General features: G+C 61.0%; 18 protein-coding genes and 1 tRNA gene. 13 read left to right on the top strand and 6 right to left on the bottom strand.

Annotation, left to right across the window (positions count from 1 at the left end; genetic code table 11):
* The first annotated feature begins 85 nt into the window (after positions 1-85).
* The 10 genes from ERD78_RS02445 to ERD78_RS02400 all read left to right on the top strand — a co-directional run bounded on the left by ERD78_RS02445 (position 86) and on the right by ERD78_RS02400 (position 9125).
* Complete coding sequence (locus ERD78_RS02445; RefSeq protein ID WP_129967681.1) at positions 86-1867, top strand: tetratricopeptide repeat protein; 1782 nt, start codon at positions 86-88, stop codon at positions 1865-1867.
* A complete protein-coding gene (lolB, locus tag ERD78_RS02440; protein ID WP_129967680.1) occupies positions 1864-2448 on the top strand; it encodes a lipoprotein insertase outer membrane protein LolB in 585 nt (194 codons plus the stop codon). The genes ERD78_RS02445 and lolB overlap by 4 nt, the downstream gene beginning before the upstream one ends.
* 15 nt (positions 2449-2463) lie before the next feature.
* Positions 2464-3393 (top strand): 4-(cytidine 5'-diphospho)-2-C-methyl-D-erythritol kinase, encoded by a 930-nt coding sequence (gene ispE / locus ERD78_RS02435; RefSeq protein ID WP_129967679.1) that lies wholly within the window; start codon positions 2464-2466, stop codon positions 3391-3393.
* 3 nt (positions 3394-3396) lie between these two features.
* Positions 3397-3473, top strand: a tRNA-Gln gene (locus tag ERD78_RS02430).
* A 104-nt stretch (positions 3474-3577) separates the two neighbouring features.
* Positions 3578-4528 (top strand): ribose-phosphate pyrophosphokinase, encoded by a 951-nt coding sequence (locus ERD78_RS02425; RefSeq protein ID WP_167668816.1) that lies wholly within the window; start codon positions 3578-3580, stop codon positions 4526-4528.
* A gap of 108 nt (positions 4529-4636) precedes the next feature.
* Entirely contained in the window at positions 4637-5275 is a 639-nt protein-coding gene (locus tag ERD78_RS02420; RefSeq protein WP_129967678.1) for a 50S ribosomal protein L25/general stress protein Ctc, read from the top strand.
* A 100-nt stretch (positions 5276-5375) separates the two neighbouring features.
* On the top strand, positions 5376-5975 hold the full coding sequence (gene pth, locus ERD78_RS02415) for an aminoacyl-tRNA hydrolase (protein ID WP_129967677.1): 600 nt from the start codon (positions 5376-5378) through the stop codon (positions 5973-5975).
* Positions 5968-6921 (top strand): CPBP family glutamic-type intramembrane protease, encoded by a 954-nt coding sequence (locus ERD78_RS02410; RefSeq protein ID WP_245152299.1) that lies wholly within the window; start codon positions 5968-5970, stop codon positions 6919-6921. Before pth ends, ERD78_RS02410 begins: the two co-directional genes overlap by 8 nt.
* A gap of 65 nt (positions 6922-6986) precedes the next feature.
* A complete protein-coding gene (gene ychF / locus ERD78_RS02405) occupies positions 6987-8078 on the top strand; it encodes a redox-regulated ATPase YchF (RefSeq protein ID WP_129967676.1) in 1092 nt (363 codons plus the stop codon).
* Positions 8079-8420: 342 nt separating this feature from the next.
* Positions 8421-9125: a pirin family protein gene (locus tag ERD78_RS02400; RefSeq protein WP_129967675.1), complete on the top strand. Its 705-nt coding sequence runs from the start codon at positions 8421-8423 to the stop codon at positions 9123-9125.
* Positions 9126-9254: 129 nt separating this feature from the next.
* On the opposite strand, the gene ERD78_RS02395 is transcribed toward ERD78_RS02400, so the two are convergent.
* On the bottom strand, positions 9255-9794 hold the full coding sequence (locus tag ERD78_RS02395) for a peroxiredoxin (RefSeq protein ID WP_129967674.1): 540 nt from the start codon (positions 9792-9794) through the stop codon (positions 9255-9257).
* 52 nt (positions 9795-9846) lie between these two features.
* The gene (locus ERD78_RS02390) at positions 9847-10068 is read right to left on the bottom strand and encodes a hypothetical protein (RefSeq protein ID WP_129967673.1); all 222 of its coding nucleotides are present in this window, start codon (positions 10066-10068) and stop codon (positions 9847-9849) included.
* Between the two features lie 183 nt (positions 10069-10251).
* Between ERD78_RS02390 and ERD78_RS02385 the strand changes: the two genes are divergently transcribed.
* The gene (locus tag ERD78_RS02385) at positions 10252-10686 is read left to right on the top strand and encodes a GNAT family acetyltransferase (protein WP_129967672.1); all 435 of its coding nucleotides are present in this window, start codon (positions 10252-10254) and stop codon (positions 10684-10686) included.
* On the opposite strand, the gene ERD78_RS02380 is transcribed toward ERD78_RS02385, so the two are convergent.
* Positions 10655-11305, bottom strand: coding sequence for a class I SAM-dependent methyltransferase (locus ERD78_RS02380; protein ID WP_245152298.1), 651 nt, complete (start codon positions 11303-11305; stop codon positions 10655-10657). The genes ERD78_RS02385 and ERD78_RS02380 overlap by 32 nt on opposite strands.
* Positions 11306-11357: 52 nt before the next feature.
* Positions 11358-11936, bottom strand: a complete 579-nt coding sequence (locus ERD78_RS02375; RefSeq protein ID WP_129967670.1) for a TetR/AcrR family transcriptional regulator — start codon at positions 11934-11936, stop codon at positions 11358-11360.
* A gap of 113 nt (positions 11937-12049) precedes the next feature.
* Between ERD78_RS02375 and ERD78_RS02370 the strand changes: the two genes are divergently transcribed.
* Positions 12050-13339 (top strand): MFS transporter, encoded by a 1290-nt coding sequence (locus ERD78_RS02370; protein ID WP_129967669.1) that lies wholly within the window; start codon positions 12050-12052, stop codon positions 13337-13339.
* A 60-nt stretch (positions 13340-13399) separates the two neighbouring features.
* Here the strand turns inward: ERD78_RS02370 and argC are convergent, their stop codons facing one another.
* Entirely contained in the window at positions 13400-14326 is a 927-nt protein-coding gene (gene argC / locus ERD78_RS02365; RefSeq protein ID WP_129967668.1) for an N-acetyl-gamma-glutamyl-phosphate reductase, read from the bottom strand.
* A gap of 285 nt (positions 14327-14611) precedes the next feature.
* On the opposite strand from argC, the gene serA reads away from it, so the two are divergent.
* Positions 14612-15811 (top strand): phosphoglycerate dehydrogenase, encoded by a 1200-nt coding sequence (gene serA / locus ERD78_RS02360; protein ID WP_129967667.1) that lies wholly within the window; start codon positions 14612-14614, stop codon positions 15809-15811.
* A gap of 21 nt (positions 15812-15832) precedes the next feature.
* Here serA and ERD78_RS02355 read toward each other — a convergent pair whose 3' ends face one another.
* Complete coding sequence (locus ERD78_RS02355; protein ID WP_129967665.1) at positions 15833-16291, bottom strand: RrF2 family transcriptional regulator; 459 nt, start codon at positions 16289-16291, stop codon at positions 15833-15835.
* Positions 16292-16306 lie beyond the last annotated feature (15 nt).

The raw sequence follows: 16306 nt of genomic DNA, 5'->3' as shown, positions 1-16306 counted from the left end.
GTGATAAGATCATCAAATCTGTATGAACGAGTTAGATATTTTGCCACCTGACGCTAGACGGGCGCAGCGGCGATGGTTTTCCTGAATGAAATGTTCCCACCCTCTGCTGTTTGCGCTGTGCATATCCGCTCTGTCCCTTGCCTGGCCGGCTGCTGCGAAGCAGGCGCACAAGCTCGCACCCCCTGAGCAAACGGAAACCATTACGCTGCGCGCTGGCGAGCTGCCTGCTGTATCCCTCACGCCCGACATTCTGTACAGGGTGCTTCTGGCCGAGATCGGCGCCGCGCGCGGCTATTACGATCTGGCAAGCAGTACGCTGCTCGGCCTGGCGCGCGATACGTCCGACCCTCGTTTCGCCAAGCGCGCCTTCCAATATTCCATGGCCGACCGCAATGTGGCGCGTGCCCTCAGCGCCGCGCGAGAGTGGGCGCTGTTGTCGCCCAAGGATCCCGAAGCCGTGGCCTCGTCGCTGGCGCTGGCCGCCTCAAGCGGCGAAACCGAAGGGCTGGCCAAGGCGCTGTGGCAGCGCATAGAAAAGGCCAGCAACAAGGAACAGGCCGTGGCGCAGGCGGCCGCCATCGTCGGCAAGATGCAGGACAGGGAACTGGCTCTCGAGGTTCTCGAACAGGCGCTGCACGACCCCGTCATGGCGTTGCCGGTATCGCATCTGGCTCTGTCCGATGCGGCCTGGGGAGCCTCCGACCCTTATCGCGCGGTCGAGGAGGCGAACAAGGCGCTGGAGCTCGATCCCAATCTGGAAGCGGCAGCCCAGCGCCTGCTCGAATACGGCATGAAGGTAGACCCCGACACGGCCGTTGCCCAGGCTCAAGCGTATGTGGCTGGCCATCCCGATGCGGAAAAACTGCAACTGATGCTGGTCAATCGCCTGGTCGAGCGGCGCAGATACGAGGACGCGCTATTCCAGGTGAGACAGATGCGCGCCCGCAACCCCGAAAACTTCGATCTGCTCTACACCGAGGCGGAGGTCAACATCCGGGCCGAGCGCTATAAAGAGGCCAGGGCGCTGCTGAATCAATACATCAGCGTGCAGACGCAAAGGCGCCAATCCATCAATGACGAATCCACGAATGCCGCCGCCGATGCGTCCGATGCGCGGCTGCTGCTGGTGCAGATCGCCGAGAAAGAGGACAACCTGAAAGAGGCCATTGCCCAACTGGACCGCATCGACGACCCGGCGCTTGCCTTTCAGGCCCAGGTGCATAAGGCGGTGTTGCAGGGGCGCATGGGCGATCTCAAGCGGGCCGAGTCCACCATTGGGCGGCTTGATCCCAAGGACAAGCACGAAAGGGCTGTGGTGGCCTTGACTCTGGCCTCCATCTATCGCGAATCCGGCCGGACGGACAAGGCGGTGGAGATCCTGCAGAAGGCCGACCGCGAGATGCCCGATTCCACGGAGATCAAGTACGACCTGGCCATGCTGTATGAGCGCCAGGGCAATACGGATCAATTCGAAAAGCTGATGAAGCGCGTGATCGAGCTGGACCCCGATAATGCCAATGCCTACAACTCTCTTGGCTACACGTACGCGGACCAGAACCGCAATCTGGATCAGGCGCAGGATCTGCTGGAGCGCGCGCTCGACCTGGATCCCGACAATCCCTACATACTCGACAGCGTAGGCTGGTATCTCTACCGCACGGGCGATTACCAGGCAGCCATTGAATACCTGCAGCGCTCCTACGACAACCTGCCGACAGCCGAGGTGGGCGCGCATCTGGGCGAAGTGCTGTGGATGGACGGCCTCAGAGACCAGGCCATCACGGTCTGGCGCAAGGCATATGACATGGACGCCTCCAACGAGATACTCAACGAAACGCTGAAACGATTGGGAGTCACACTGAAATGATGCCTGCCTGGCTGAACCGGAGCAAAGCGGCGCTGGTTGCCGCCGCGGCCGCACTGGTGCTTGCCGCCTGCGCCACGCCGCCAAAGATCGGCGGAAAGCCGGGCGAAGGCGTCTTCGAACGCACAGGGCGCTTCGCCATGAATGTCGGTTATGCCAACGGGCAGCGGGATGCACTGCAAGGCGGCTTTGCCTGGCGCGACGCGGGCACCCGGCTGACGCTGGACTTAGCCAATCCGTTGGGTAGCACGCTGGCGCGCATCGAGGTCACGCCCGGGCGCGCGACGGTGACGCGCAGCAATGGCGAGCAGGAGCAGGCCGCCACGGCGGACGGCTTGGTCGAGAAGGTGCTGGGCAGCCCCCTGCCGGTGTCGGGCTTGCGCTATTGGCTGAGGGGGCAGACCGGCCCGCAGGCGGTGAGCGCGCTCGAGAAGAATGAGGCAGGCCAGCCTGTGTCCTTCACACAGGACGGCTGGCGTGTGCGCCTGTCCCGTTATGATGCGCTGGGTCCGGGCATGCTGCAATTGAACCGCCGCGATGCCAATCGCGACATCAGCGCGCGCCTGGTCGTGAACCCGAACTGATCGCGCAGCTGGACCATGGTGCTGCACGACGTCCCGGCCCCGGCAAAGATCAATCTGTTTCTGCATGTTACGGGCAGGCGGCCGGATGGCTACCATTTGCTGGAAACCGTTTTCCGCTTTGTCGCGCTTTGCGACGTGCTGAATTTCGAGACGCGGCGCGATGGGCGGATAACGCGCGAATTGCTTGGCGCGCCGGACTTGGCCGACATCGATCCAGGCAGCGATCTTGTCGTACGCGCGGCCCAGGCCCTGCAGCGCGCCACCGGCACGCGGCAGGGCGCCCATATTGCCTATACCAAGCGCATTCCAGCCGGTGGCGGTCTGGGCGGCGGCTCCAGCGACGCCGCCACCACGCTTATTGCCTTGAACAGGCTGTGGAATACCGGCCTTGACCGCCATCAGCTCATGGCGTTGGCCCTGCCGCTGGGCGCCGACGTACCGGTGTTTGTTCATGGCAGCGCAGCCTTTGCCACGGGCATCGGGGAAGTATTGAACCCCGTGCAATTGCCCGAGCGAACCTATGTTGTCGTGCAGCCGCAGCAACGCGTCCCGACACAGGCTGTCTTTTCAGCGCCTGATTTGACAAGAAACTCAGCCCACGTCAAAATAGCGGTCTTTACCGATTGGCAAAAAATCAACGCGCCCGTCGAGGGTTTCCATGAAAATGGGTTCTTCGGACGCAACGATCTTGAGCCTGTGGTCTTTGCCAGATACCCCAGGGTTGCAAGGGCGGCCGAATGGCTTTCCGTACAGGGTGTCAGTGCAAGGATGAGCGGTTCGGGAGCCTGCCTGTTTGCGGAGTTCGCAACACCTGGCGAGGCCGCCCGATTCAGCGAAAAAATCGGTAAAATAAAAAGTCGTGCAGGCGGCGAAGCGGTAATCGGCAATGTCTGGGTATGCCAGGGCTTGCAAGACCATCCGCTGAGACACTGGACACGCAATTGAATTTGGGGAATCGCCAAGTTGGTTAAGGCACTGGATTTTGATTCCAGCATGCGAAGGTTCGAATCCTTCTTCCCCAGCCACTCAAGTCCTGAATAAGGCTTAAATGTTAGCGCAAAGCTGTTGAGTCGGCCCCCACAGAAGGTGCTGGTCAACAGCTTTGTCGTTTAACGCCACATATATTGCCATGGCAAACGACCGATTCATGATCTTCACCGGCACGGCTAACACACGCTTGGCCGTCGATGTCGCCAATCACCTGGACATGTCGCTGGGGAAAATGACGGTAGGCCGCTTTTCAGACGGCGAAGTCATGGTTGAAATAAATGAAAACGTCCGCGGCCAGGACGTTTTCGTGCTTCAGCCCACCTGCGCGCCCACCAACGACAATCTCATGGAGATCATGGTCATGGTGGATGCCCTGCGCCGCGCTTCGGCGGGGCGTATCACGTCGGCTATTCCTTATTTCGGCTATGCCCGACAGGACAGGCGCCCGCGTTCGGCCCGCGTTGCCATTTCCGCCAAGGTCGTTGCCAACATGCTGCAGGTCGCCGGCGTCGATCGCGTCATGACCATGGATCTGCACGCCGACCAGATCCAGGGCTTCTTCGATATTCCGGTCGACAACGTCTATGCCGGCCCCATCCTGCTTGGCGATATCTGGCGCCGCAACTACAAGGACTTGGTCGTGGTGTCGCCTGACATTGGCGGCGTGGTCCGGGCCCGGGCGTTGGCCAAGCAGCTCGAGGCCGACCTGGCCATCATCGACAAACGCCGTCCTCGTGCGAATGTGTCCGAGGTCATGAACATCATAGGCGAGATCGATGGCCGCACCTGTATCATCATGGACGACATGGTCGATACGGCTGGCACGCTGTGCAAGGCGGCGCAGGCGCTGAAAGAGCGCGGCGCCGTTTCCGTCTATGCCTATTGCACGCACCCCGTCCTGTCGGGCGGCGCGGTGCAGCGCATCGTCGAGTCCGAGCTCGACGAACTGGTGGTGACCGATACCATTCCGCTCACCGATGCGGCGCGTGAGTGCGGCAAGATCCGTCAGTTGTCCTGCGCGTCGCTGCTGGGTGAAACCATGCTGCGTATTTCCAACGCGGAATCGGTCAGCTCGCTGTTCGTCGACTGAAACATTTTTCTCCCGCCATCCGCTGGTCGCGGCGGATGGCAAACGTACACGGCCGCGAGGTCGTGTTTTATCAATAGGACCCATGGTCCTGATTTTTGGAGCTTTTCCATGCAATTCAACGCCACTACGCGTAGCGTCAAGGGTACGAGTGCGAGCCGCCGCCTGCGCCACGCGGGCCGTGTTCCCGCCATTGTCTATGGCGGCAACGCCGAGCCCCTCAGCATCGAACTGGATCACAACGAGATTTTCCATGCCCTGCGCAAGGAAGACTTTCACTCGTCCATCCTGGATATGCAGCTCGAGGGCAAGGGCCAGCAAGTGCTGCTGCGTGCCGTGCAATGGCACCCCTACAAGCCGTTGGTGCTGCACGTCGATTTCCAGCGTGTCGATGCTGCGCAAACCATCACCACCAAGGTGCCTCTGCACTTCATCAATGGCGACGTATCTCCCGCCGTGAAGCTGGGCGGCCAGATCATCAGCCAGGTGGTTACCGAGCTGGAGGTCACCTGCCTGCCCTCCGACCTGCCGAAGTTCATCGAGGTCGACCTTGCCAACCTGGAATCCGGCGGCAACGTCTTCCTTGAAGACATCACGCTGCCCGAAGGTGTCAAGCATATTGCGCACGTCGCGCATGGCGGCGCGGAAAGCAAGCTGGTCCTGGCTGCGGCGCTGTCCAAGCCTGGTGGCGGTGGCGACGATGGCGAAGCCGATGGCGAAGCGCCCGCGGACGAAGGTACGACCGAGTAAGGCGAATCGTCGCGGAAGCGGCTTCCGCACTTCGCTGTGCTTTGCGACCCCTGTGCGGCCAGCTTGGCCCACAGGGGTTTTTATTGTGTAGACTTCCCCCATGACAACGTCAGCGATCCGTCTCATCATAGGCTTGGGCAACCCGGGCCCGCAATACGAAACCACTCGGCACAATGCTGGCTTCTGGCTTGCCGACCATCTGGCCGACGACCTGGGCGCCAGCTTTTCCATGGAAAAAGGATTCTTCGCCCAGGTGGCCAAGGCCAGGTTCGAAGGCGAGAATGTCATTATCGCCAAGCCCACCACATTCATGAATCGTTCCGGCCAGGCGGCGGGGGCGCTCATGCGCTATTACAAGCTGGCGCCCGACCAGGTGCTTGTGCTGCACGACGAGCTGGACCTCATGCCAGGCAGCGTCAAACTCAAGCGCGGTGGCGGCCATGCCGGGCATAACGGCCTGCGCGACATCCAATCGGCTTTCTCCAGTTCCGATTTCTGGCGCTTGCGCATCGGTATCGGCCACCCTCGCACGCTGGGCCTGGCCGAGCCGGTCATCGCCTTTGTGCTGGAACGTCCCCGTGCCGACGAGCTGAAAGGCATCGAGTCAGTGATCGACCGCTGCCGCGCCATTACACCCGCGCTGTTGCGCGGCGACTTTCCCCAAGCCACCAACCAACTGCACGAGGCCAACCGTGTCTGACAAGCGGGGCCTGCGCGCCGAGTGGCGCGACTTCCTGCGCTTTGTCCGCAAGCCGCAAGTGGCGCCAAGGCTGCCTTGCCGGGGACCAGCGCGCGGCGCCTGGCGCGATTGGTTCCCCGGCGTACCCCTGCGTCGCATCGTGCAATGGGCTGGCTTGCTGTGGCTGGTGAACCTTGTTTTCCTCGGGCCTATTGCGGTGTCCGCGGCAGGCCTAGGAGGGGCGACGCATCGTATTGACATCAACAATATGCCGTGGCTACAGGCCTTGCTCTGGGCGCCTATCGTGGAAGAGCTGGTCTTTCGCTACTGGCTGCGGCGCCCGGTGAATGCATGGTGGGTGCTGCCTGCGGCCATTGGCATCATGCTTTCGGGCCCAAAATGGCCAGCGGTGTTTGCGCTGGCCGCGCTGCTGCTGTTGTGCTGGCGGCCCATGCTCATTGGCCGCAAGGCGCCGATGCGGCGGCCTGCATTCCCTCATGCGTCACCGGCTGAGAAGGAGGCCGTTGTCGCTGGCGATGATACGGCGGCGCCGGCTGGCGCGGCTGCAGGCGCTACATCGGCGTACATGACGAGGGAAATGCCCGAGGCAAGCGGCCTGCCTGGCGGCAAGCGACGACGCCTCGGACCCGATTGGCTTTGGGGACTGCAGCCCACGCCCTGGCGGTACCGGCGTGCCTATCTGCGGCTTTTTCCGCTGATGTTCCACCTGGCGTCGTTGGCGTTTGCCGCCGTGCATCTGTACAACTTCAACCTGCATCAAACGCCCTGGTGGTTGTTGCCGCTGCTGGTGCTGCCGCAATGGGTGACTGGCTTGGTGCTGGGATGGATGCGCGTGCGGCGCGGCATAGGCGCTTCCATGTTGCTGCATGGCGCATTCAACGGAGGTCCGTTGCTGGTGGTATGGCTGCTGCTGCAGTTCACCGATATCGCCACCCAGGCCATGTAGGCCGCCGGCCGTGCGCTACCTACTACAATAGACCCTTTATTCATTCTTCTTTATTCAGGACACTCATGGCTCTGCAATGCGGCATCGTTGGCCTGCCCAACGTCGGAAAATCAACGCTGTTCAATGCCTTGACCAAGGCTGGCATTTCGGCCGAGAACTATCCCTTCTGCACCATCGAGCCCAATGTGGGCGTGGTGGAAGTACCCGATGCGCGCCTTGCCGCCCTGGCCGAGATCGTCAAACCCGAACGCATCCTGCCGGCCGTAGTGGAATTCGTGGACATTGCAGGCCTGGTGGCGGGCGCATCCAAGGGCGAGGGGCTGGGCAACCAGTTTCTGGCCAACATACGGGAAACCGACGCCATCGTGCATGTGGTGCGTTGCTTCGAGGATGAAAATGTGGTGCACGTCGCGGGTAGGGTCGATCCCGTGTCCGACATCGAAGTCATCAACACCGAGCTGGCCCTGGCCGACCTGGCCACTGCCGAAAAGGCTTTGCAGCGCCACCAGAAAACCGCGCGAGCAGGCGACAAGGAAGGCATCAAGCTGGTCGCCATGCTGGAGAAAATCATTCCTGTGCTCAACGAGGCACGGCCCGTCCGTTCGCTTGACCTGGATGAGGACGAGCTCGCGCTCATCAGGCAGTTTTGTTTCATCACCGCCAAGCGCTGTATGTACGTGGCGAATGTGCGCGAAGATGGTTTCGAAAACAATCCACATCTGGACGCCGTCCGCAAGTATGCGCAAGCCGAGCATGCGCCCGTGGTGGCCGTGTGCGCCGCCGTCGAGGCCGATATTGCGGAACTCGATGACGAAGACAAGCGTGTCTTCCTGGAAGACATCGGCATGGACGAGCCAGGCCTGAACCGTGTCATCCGCGCTGCATATGCATTATTGGGCCTGCACACCTACTTCACTGCGGGTGTCAAGGAAGTGCGCGCCTGGACCATCCGCATCGGCGACACCGCCCCCAAGGCAGCCGGCGTCATCCACACCGACTTCGAGCGCGGCTTCATCCGTGCGCAAACCATCTCCTATGACGACTACATCGCCTGCAGAGGCGAGCATGGCGCCAAGGAGGCCGGCAAGATGCGGGCCGAGGGCAAGGAGTATGTGGTGAAAGACGGGGATGTGCTGAACTTCTTGTTCAACGTCTGACTTACGATCGCCATAAAGCCCACGGTCAACGCTTGGCGGCAGCGCTTTGCGGTCCAAGTCGCTTTATTCCTGGATCAGTGCCTTCGCGGATTTGTCCGTGCTGGGGCCGGGGAGCACGAAATAGGGTAATGCCATCATTAAATAGGGTAATTTTGGCCATCAATACCCTATTTGACGGCGGGCATGCATGAAAGCGCCATGCCGGGTGGGTCGGATGCGTTTAGGGTTCAAGCCGCATTAACCATCAAAAATGGAAACTTTGCTATTCGATTGTTTCTATTTTATTTATATAAAAATGCGCCTAGACTGCAAGCATTGAATCCAGTTTTCAAGGAGATCGACATGATCGAACGCCGTCCGTTTGACAGTCTTGGTGCGGCCAATCATGGCTGGCTGAACGCCAGGCATCACTTTTCCTTCGCATCCTACTTCGACGAAGATCGCGTGCAATGGGGCGGCCTGCGTGTCTGGAATGACGATACCATTGCTCCGGGTACCGGCTTTCCGCCTCATCCGCACGCCGACATGGAAATCATCACGTATGTGCGGGAAGGCGCGATTTCGCACCGCGACGATCAAGGCAACCACGGCCGCACCGAGGCCGGCGACGTGCAGGTCATGAGCGCGGGTACGGGCATACGCCATTCCGAATACAACCTGGAGCAGGTGCCGACCCGGATATTCCAGATATGGATCATGCCCGACCGGCGCGGCAATCCTCCGGCCTGGGGAGCCAAGCCATTTCCAAAGGCTGATCGATCCGGCCAGTTCATCGCGCTGGCGAGCGGCATCGACGGTGACGATGATGCATTGCCCATTCAGGCCAATGGCCGCGTGCTGGGCGCCACGCTGAAGGCGGGCGAGAGTGCCACCTATCGCTTTGCAGATAGTGGCCGCTATGGCTACCTGGTGCCGGCTACCGGGCGGGTCATGGTGGATGGCGTCGAACTCAACGCGCGCGACGGCGCGGCCATTCGGGATGTGGACAGCATCACGGTCACGGCTGTCGAAGATGCCGAGCTCGTCCTGGTGGACGTGGCAGGCTGACCCGGCCATGGCAGGCGTCTGGCCGCCTGCCATGGTAAGCGGCGCCTGAAGAATGATGTGGATATGGATACGTCGACCTCGGCGTATCGGCTGCGCAGCGAGATGGAGTCGCTTTTCGCGCCAGGGCGTCTACCGGGCGCCGGGGCGGCGCGGCACGCCTAGCTTGACAAGGTTGGCTATCATGTCTTCGGCCGAGGTGGCCGGATTGATATGCGTGTCGATCTTCAGGATGCGGCCGTCCCGGTCTATGTAGAACGTATGCCGCTTGGCGACACCCAGCATGCCCAGCACGCCATAAGCCTTGGCCACGGATTTATCCTCGTCGCTCAGCAGCGGAAAGTCTGCGTTGTTCTCGGCGGCGAAGCCTGTGTTGGCTTCGAGCGGGTCGACACTGGCCATGAAGTAGGTGACATCGAACTCCTGAATCCGATGCCCATTTTCGGCGAGGGATTTGCATTCGATGGTGCAGCCTGAGGTGTAGGCTTTGGGAAACCAGGCCAGCACAACGGCCTGCTTGCCCCGATAATCGGCGAGTCTGTGCACTTTGCCGTCGGTGCCTGGCAACTGAAAGTCGGGTGCCATGTCGCCCACTTCGAGAGCCTGGACTGGCACCATGTGCAACGCGAGCCCCACAGTCAACAAAATGGGCTTCCACAGTTTCCTGAACATGATGACTCCTGATTGCTTGCGGCGTGTCAGGCTCTGGCTGGTTTCTGCGCGATCAGGCTTTGGATGAAGCGTTGCCGCCCGGAAGGATCTGCGCAACGAACAGCACGGCGGCGCCGACAGCCAGGGTGAGCCATTGGCCGGTGAAGATAGTGATGAGCCCCAGCGCTATGGCGATAATGCCGCCGATGAAACGAGCCGGGACACGAGGGCCGAGTATGGTGCCAAGTGCAGCGCCGGTAAGTATGGCGCCGAGAATTTGAAATATATGGTACATGGGCGTCCCCTTGTGGTCTTGATTTGCGCATTCGTCGTGCCAGAGCGTGGCTCATGGCAAGGTCTGCGAGGAACGAGCCGAGTGTAGCATCGAACGCAGACAAAAGACATGATCGCCGTATTTTGCCGGCGGCGCGAAACACGGATAAGATATTTCGCCTGCACATTGGAAGGCCTCCGTATCATGGAAATCAGACCATATCAATCCAGGGACGAAGCGTCCGTTGTCGCGCTGTGGAATGCGTGCGGGCTTATCCGCCCGTGGAATAATCCGCATCGCGATATTGAGCGCAAACTGACCGAGCAGCCGGAGCTGTTTCTCGTCGGCACGGAAGCGGGGCGCGTCATGGCGACCGCCATGGTGGGCTTCGATGGCCATCGCGGCTGGGTGTATTACCTGGCGGTGGATCCGGCATTCCGCGGTCAGTCCCATGGCAAGGCGCTGATGCGTGAAGCCGAACGGCTGTTGATCGAGCGCGGCTGCCCCAAGATCAATCTGTTGGTTCGCAACACCAACACGCAGGTCATCGCCTTTTATGAAAGCCTTGGCTACGCGCAGGACGAGGCTGTGAGCTTGGGCCGTCGCCTCATTCCCGATCTGCCGGCACAGGCGGGCTGAGCGTGCGCCGCCACACGCTGGCCAGCCAGGGCTGCTGTTCCCTGGGCAGGCCTTCGGGGCGGTAGTAGTGCTCCAGTTCCTCAAAGCCCGCGTGGCGCATCAAGGCCCGCCATCCAGCCAGATCATGATACGCGCCGTAGCGCGAGCCATGCCAGCCCTCGTGGTTATTCCCTCGTGGGTTGGAGGAGAAGAGCACGCCGCCGGGCTTTAGTGAGGCGCGCAAGGCCTTGAGGACTTTGGGCAGGATCCGGGTGGGCACATGAAAAAGCACTGCGTTGGCAAAGATGCCGTCGAAGAAGCCTGGCGGTAAATCGGGATGGAAGAGGTCCTGCTGCCACACTTCGCAACCGGATTCCCGGCGGGCCATTTTCACAAACCGCGCCGCGCCATCCAGGCCGATGGCGCGATGTCCCATGGCAGTGAACGTTTTCAGATCTCGGCCGGGGCCGCAGCCCACATCCAGCAGGGTATAGGGAGGCGCTGCCTCGATATGGCGCAGCAGGGCGGCAATATTCTGGCTGACGTCATGATCGCGTGTACCGGCCTGGAAGCTGTCCGCATTCGCATCGTAGTGCGCCAGGGTCAGCGTGCTGATTCGCCGTAAGGGTTCGTCGCTCATAGTCCTCCCTCGCATTCACAGCCATTGACCCGATGCGCATGGCGCGCGCTGGTCAGTCGCTTTCGCGGGTCTTGATATCATTGGCGCTTGCCGAAAGAATCTCCCTGGCGAGCACGGGATCGTTCACCGCGCGCGCCAGCACCATGGCCCCTACCAACTGGGACATGGTGACGATGGCCCGCTTGCGGCGGGCGGCGCGCGAGCGGCACGGCACAATGCGCGCAAGGACGCCAAGCATGGCCTGCAGGCCATTGCCGAATGCGGTGCGGATCGCGTCCGACTGGCGTGCGGCGTCACTGGCCATGGTGGCATAGATGCAGCCCTTGCCGGGGCTTTCGAGATGGGCTTCCGACAGATAGCGCTGGGCAATGATGTCCAACGCCTTGTCAGGTTCAGCCTGCGCGGTCTGCGCCCAGCGCTGCGCGCCGCCCTCGAGCACGGCCTCGCAGGCCTTGGACAAAAGGTCTTCCTTGGACTCGAAGTGGCGATAGAAGCCGCCATGAGTCAGGCCGGCTGCCTTCATGACCTCCGCAATACTGATGCCGTCGAAGCCCTTCTCGCGGAACAGCTCTCCGGCGGCAACCAGAATATGTTCCCGATTCTCGGCGAATTGTTCTTTGGTGACACGCATAGTGATTCCCGCTGACAACGTGTTGTTTGTTAATCATATGATGGTCATCATCAATATGATAATATTGATGTCAATCATCATCTAAAAAATCCGATACCGCCCGGAGCCGTTTCATGATTTCAAGCGCATTAGCCGCCATGCTGTCGCGTCGCAATATTCATTACGGATGGGTGATGGTTGCCGCCACATTTCTGACCATGTTGGTTGCGGCAGCCGCAGTGGGCGCACCGGGTGTATTGATCGTACCACTGCAGAAAGAATTCGGCTGGAGTGCTGCCGAGGTCTCTTTCGCATTGGCCATCAGGTTGATTCTCTTCGGCGCATTGGGACCGTTTGCGGCCGCATTCATCAATCGCTTCGGCTTGCGGGCCATTGTTGGCACGGCAATGCTGTTGATCTCTGCAGGCTACCTCGGTTCCATGTTCATGACGCAGCTATGGCAACTGTTGTTGTTGTGGGGCATCGTAATCGGTGTGGGCACCGGCCTTGTGGCCATGGTGCTTGCGGCAACAGTGGCTGCGCGATGGTTTGTGCATCGGCGCGGGCTGGTCATGGGCTTGCTCGCCGCCAGTTCGGCCACTGGTCAACTGCTGTTTCTGCCTCTCATGGCGGAGCTGACGGAGCGCCATGGCTGGCGCGCCACCGTCATGTTTGTGTGCGCTGTGCTGTTGGTGGCTGCGGTTGTGGCCATTCTTCTGATGCGCGATCGTCCCGCCGATCTCGGCCTGCCTGTGTATGGCGAGGCGGCCGTTGCGCCGCCCGCGAGCGATGGCATGAGCTTGAGAGACCATATGCTTTCTCCGATACGGGTGTTGAAGGAGGCGGCGGGGGTGCCGGCGTTCTGGATACTGGCCGGATCGTTTTTTATTTGCGGTGCCAGTACCAATGGCTTGATACAAACGCACTTTGTCGCGCTTTGCGGTGACTACGGCATAGCGCCCGTGGCGGCAGCGGGCGTGTTGGCCATGATGGGGTTGTTTGATTTCATTGGCACGGTCGGCTCGGGCTGGCTTTCCGATCGCTACGACAATCGCTGGCTGCTGTTCTGGTACTACGGCCTGCGCGGCATTTCACTGGCGCTGCTGCCGTTCTCGGATTTCACTTTTTATGGCTTGTCGTTATTTGCCGTGTTCTACGGCCTGGACTGGATCGCGACAGTGCCGCCCACAGTCAAGCTCATTGCGCATCGGTTTGGCGCGGAGAAGGCGGGCCTGGTGTTCGGATGGGTTTTTGCCAGTCACCAGATAGGTGCAGCGACTGCTGCCTATGGCGCAGGACTCTCGCGTACGGTACTGTCGAGCTACCTGCCCGCTTTTTTCATTGCCGGGATGCTATGTATCGTGGCCGCCGTGATGGTGCTGGGCATCGATCGGGGACGGCACGCTACACCGCAGGTGGCTTGAAGGGCGGCTTGCGGCATGGTTCGAACCGCGCTTGCGTGAGCCCGCAACCGCGGTTCTGCGCTATACGCCGGCCATGAGCTTGAGATTCTGCAGGGCTGCGCCCGAAGCGCCCTTGCCGAGGTTGTCATAGACCGCAGCCAGCGTGAATTGGGATTCGTCCGCATTGGACAGCACGTACAAGTGGACCTTGTTGGTGTTGTTCAGCGCGTCGGGGCGCAGATACTCTGTGGATCCGGCCTCGATCAGCGGCTGTACGCTGATGAAAGGGCTGTCCTGGTAGTGGCGCGAAAGCACAGCGTGCAGGTCGTCCTTGCTTGCCGGGCGCGCCAGTGCGGAGGCATGAAAAGGGATGTACAGCAGAATGCCTTGCGCATAGGCGCCGACCATGGGCATGAAGTTTGGCGCGGAGGCCAGCCCCGAATAGGCCTGCATTTCAGGCAGATGCTTGTGGCCCATGGTGAGCGCATAGCCACGCAGGGGCGCGATGTCGGCACCGCTCGCCCTGGCGTCCTCGTACTCTTTGATCAGGCTGTTGCCTGCGCCGGAGTATCCTGAAACGGCCACCACGGGTGCGGGGAAGGATGGAGGCAGGATGCCGGCATCGACCAGGGGGCGCATGAGCAGAATGGCGCCGGTGGGATAACAGCCAGGATTGGATACCAGCTTGGCGCCGCGGATGGCTTCGGCTTGTTCAGCCGAAAGTTCCGGCAAGCCGTAGACCCACTCTTTCGAGGTGCGATGCGCGGAGCTTGCGTCGATGACACGCACGTCGCTGTCTATCATTTGCACGGCCTCGCGCGCGGCGGCGTCGGGCAGGCACAGGATGGCGAAGTCGGCGGAATTCAGCGCACGGGCGCGTGCCTCGGGTGACTTGCGGTCCTCACCCTCCAGCTGCACGACCTCGAATTGGGTTTCCGCGGCCATGCGGTCGCGAATTTGCAGCCCTGTCGTGCCGGCTGCCCCATCGATGAATACCTTGATTGCCATGTCTGCTTCCCCGCTTTGCATCCCATTGTGTAGAGGCCGGGCCGCGTTAGGCCGAGCCGCGTTAGGCCAAGTCGCGCCAACGTCGCCTGTAAAGCGATTATTGTACCCCGGCAGATCGGGCTGCCCGGCAATGCGCGCCCGACAATTAGCGCTTTGTTGTCCCTTTGTTGTCCGTATGGCACATCGAACTTTCCCATTGCCTCAGCGGGGTTGTCCCTGCATTCAGTCCCAAAATAGTCCACAATAATCGTTTCCCCTCATTTTTCAGCAATTCCCGGAAATTCAATGACTCGCATCGTTCTCTTTGAAAACATCCATCCAAGCGCCAAGGAGGTCTTTAACGCCGCTGGTTTCGATGATGTCGTCACGCACGTCTCGGCACTCCCTCACGACGAGCTGCGGGAGGCGGTGCGAGGCGCGCATGTGCTGGGCATACGGTCTCGTACGCAGCTGGATGCCGATATCATTGCCCAGGCGCAGGACCTGCAGTTGGTGGGCTGCTTCTGCATCGGCACCAATCAGGTCGATCTCGACGCAGCCATGATGCGTGGCGTTCCTGTATTCAATGCGCCGTTTTCCAACACCCGTTCGGTGGCCGAGCTAGTGCTGGGCGAGGCCATTCTGTTATTGCGCCGCATTCCCGAGAAGAACGACCGCGTGCACCAGGGCTTCTGGGACAAGACGGCCGACGGCGCCTTCGAGGCGCGCGGCAAGACACTGGGTATCATCGGCTACGGCAACATCGGTTCGCAGGTGGGCACGCTGGCCGAAACCGCCGGCATGCGTGTCATCTTCCACGATGTCGAGGCAAAGCTGCCGCTGGGCAATGCGCGCGCCACCACATCCCTGGAAAAGCTCCTGGGACAGTCGGACGTCGTCACGCTGCATGTGCCGGGCGGCAAAGCCACCGAAAATATCATGAACGAGGCGGCCATTCGCGCCATGAAGAAGGGCGCCATCCTTATCAATGCCTCACGCGGCACGGTGGTGGACATCGAGGCCCTGCATGCGGCGCTCAAGTCCGGCCATCTTTCCGGCGCGGCGCTGGACGTCTTTCCCTCGGAGCCCAAGAGTCGCAACGAGCCGCTGCAAAGCCCGCTGATCGGCATGCGCAATGTCATTCTTACGCCGCACATTGGCGGCAGCACACAGGAATCCCAGGAAAACATCGGGCGCGAGGTTGCCGAGAAGCTGTCGCGCTTCCTGCAGACCGGCACCAGCAAGGGGGCGGTCAATTTCCCCGAGATTTCCTATCAGGAGCCGGCCGGCGAGGCGCGCATTCTGCATGTCCATCGCAACCTGCCCGGTGCGATCGGCACGCTGAGCAATCTCATGGCGGAACAAGGGCTGAACATCGTCAGCCAGCAGCTGCAGACGCGCGGCCAGATTGGCTATGCGATTTCCGATGTCGAGGGCAAGGTAGACGACAAAATCATGTCGCTGCTGCGCGAGCATCCCATTACAGTACGCTGCGACCGCGTGTAGCGGCCACAGCGGAATCAGGCGTCAACCTCCAGCAAACTTCACGACATGCTCCACGGGCGCCATCATGTCGGCGCCCGTGGACGGCGCGGGCAGTATGTCGGCCAGGGTATGGTTATCCAGTCGTGCCATGAAGGCATCCAACGCTTCCTGGAAGATGCCTGTCAGTGCGCAATGGCCTTGCAGCGTGCACCGGTTGGCATCGCCCATGCATTCCACCAGGTGCAGGTCGTTTTCGGTGTCGCGCACAACGGCGCCCAGATTGATTTTCTTTGGCGCCAGGGCCAGACGCATGCCGCCATGTTTTCCCCGTACAGTCTCAAGCCAGCCCCGCTGCGCGAGCAGATGCGTGATTTTCATGAGATGGGGTTCGGAGATTTCGTAGGCCTGGGCGATCTCGGAAATCGTACACAGACGATCAGGATGCCTGCCCACATACATGAGCAGGCGCAGCGCGTAGTCGGTGAGTGTGGTTAGCCGCATAACGGACGAGCCGGG

The sequence above is a fragment of the Allopusillimonas soli genome, assembly GCF_004153445.1.
In the GTDB taxonomy this organism is placed as follows: Bacteria; Pseudomonadota; Gammaproteobacteria; order Burkholderiales; family Burkholderiaceae_B; genus Allopusillimonas; species Allopusillimonas soli.
This window is presented reverse-complemented; position numbering and strand designations above follow the sequence as displayed.

What these genes read in the sequence shown, in the direction of transcription:
- ERD78_RS02425 (WP_167668816.1), top strand. Translation starts at nt 3,578, where the DNA reads ATGGCAAACGACCGATTCATGATCTTCACCGGCACGGCTAACACACGC.
- pth (WP_129967677.1), top strand. Translation starts at nt 5,376, where the DNA reads ATGACAACGTCAGCGATCCGTCTCATCATAGGCTTGGGCAACCCGGGC.
- ERD78_RS02395 (WP_129967674.1), bottom strand. Translation starts at nt 9,794, where the DNA reads ATGTTCAGGAAACTGTGGAAGCCCATTTTGTTGACTGTGGGGCTCGCG.
- ERD78_RS02370 (WP_129967669.1), top strand. Translation starts at nt 12,050, where the DNA reads ATGATTTCAAGCGCATTAGCCGCCATGCTGTCGCGTCGCAATATTCAT.
- ERD78_RS02380 (WP_245152298.1), bottom strand. Translation starts at nt 11,305, where the DNA reads ATGAGCGACGAACCCTTACGGCGAATCAGCACGCTGACCCTGGCGCAC.
- ERD78_RS02420 (WP_129967678.1), top strand. Translation starts at nt 4,637, where the DNA reads ATGCAATTCAACGCCACTACGCGTAGCGTCAAGGGTACGAGTGCGAGC.
- ERD78_RS02400 (WP_129967675.1), top strand. Translation starts at nt 8,421, where the DNA reads ATGATCGAACGCCGTCCGTTTGACAGTCTTGGTGCGGCCAATCATGGC.
- ERD78_RS02355 (WP_129967665.1), bottom strand. Translation starts at nt 16,291, where the DNA reads ATGCGGCTAACCACACTCACCGACTACGCGCTGCGCCTGCTCATGTAT.
- ERD78_RS02385 (WP_129967672.1), top strand. Translation starts at nt 10,252, where the DNA reads ATGGAAATCAGACCATATCAATCCAGGGACGAAGCGTCCGTTGTCGCG.
- ispE (WP_129967679.1), top strand. Translation starts at nt 2,464, where the DNA reads ATGGTGCTGCACGACGTCCCGGCCCCGGCAAAGATCAATCTGTTTCTG.
- ERD78_RS02390 (WP_129967673.1), bottom strand. Translation starts at nt 10,068, where the DNA reads ATGTACCATATATTTCAAATTCTCGGCGCCATACTTACCGGCGCTGCA.
- ychF (WP_129967676.1), top strand. Translation starts at nt 6,987, where the DNA reads ATGGCTCTGCAATGCGGCATCGTTGGCCTGCCCAACGTCGGAAAATCA.
- serA (WP_129967667.1), top strand. Translation starts at nt 14,612, where the DNA reads ATGACTCGCATCGTTCTCTTTGAAAACATCCATCCAAGCGCCAAGGAG.
- argC (WP_129967668.1), bottom strand. Translation starts at nt 14,326, where the DNA reads ATGGCAATCAAGGTATTCATCGATGGGGCAGCCGGCACGACAGGGCTG.
- ERD78_RS02375 (WP_129967670.1), bottom strand. Translation starts at nt 11,936, where the DNA reads ATGCGTGTCACCAAAGAACAATTCGCCGAGAATCGGGAACATATTCTG.
- lolB (WP_129967680.1), top strand. Translation starts at nt 1,864, where the DNA reads ATGATGCCTGCCTGGCTGAACCGGAGCAAAGCGGCGCTGGTTGCCGCC.
- ERD78_RS02445 (WP_129967681.1), top strand. Translation starts at nt 86, where the DNA reads ATGAAATGTTCCCACCCTCTGCTGTTTGCGCTGTGCATATCCGCTCTG.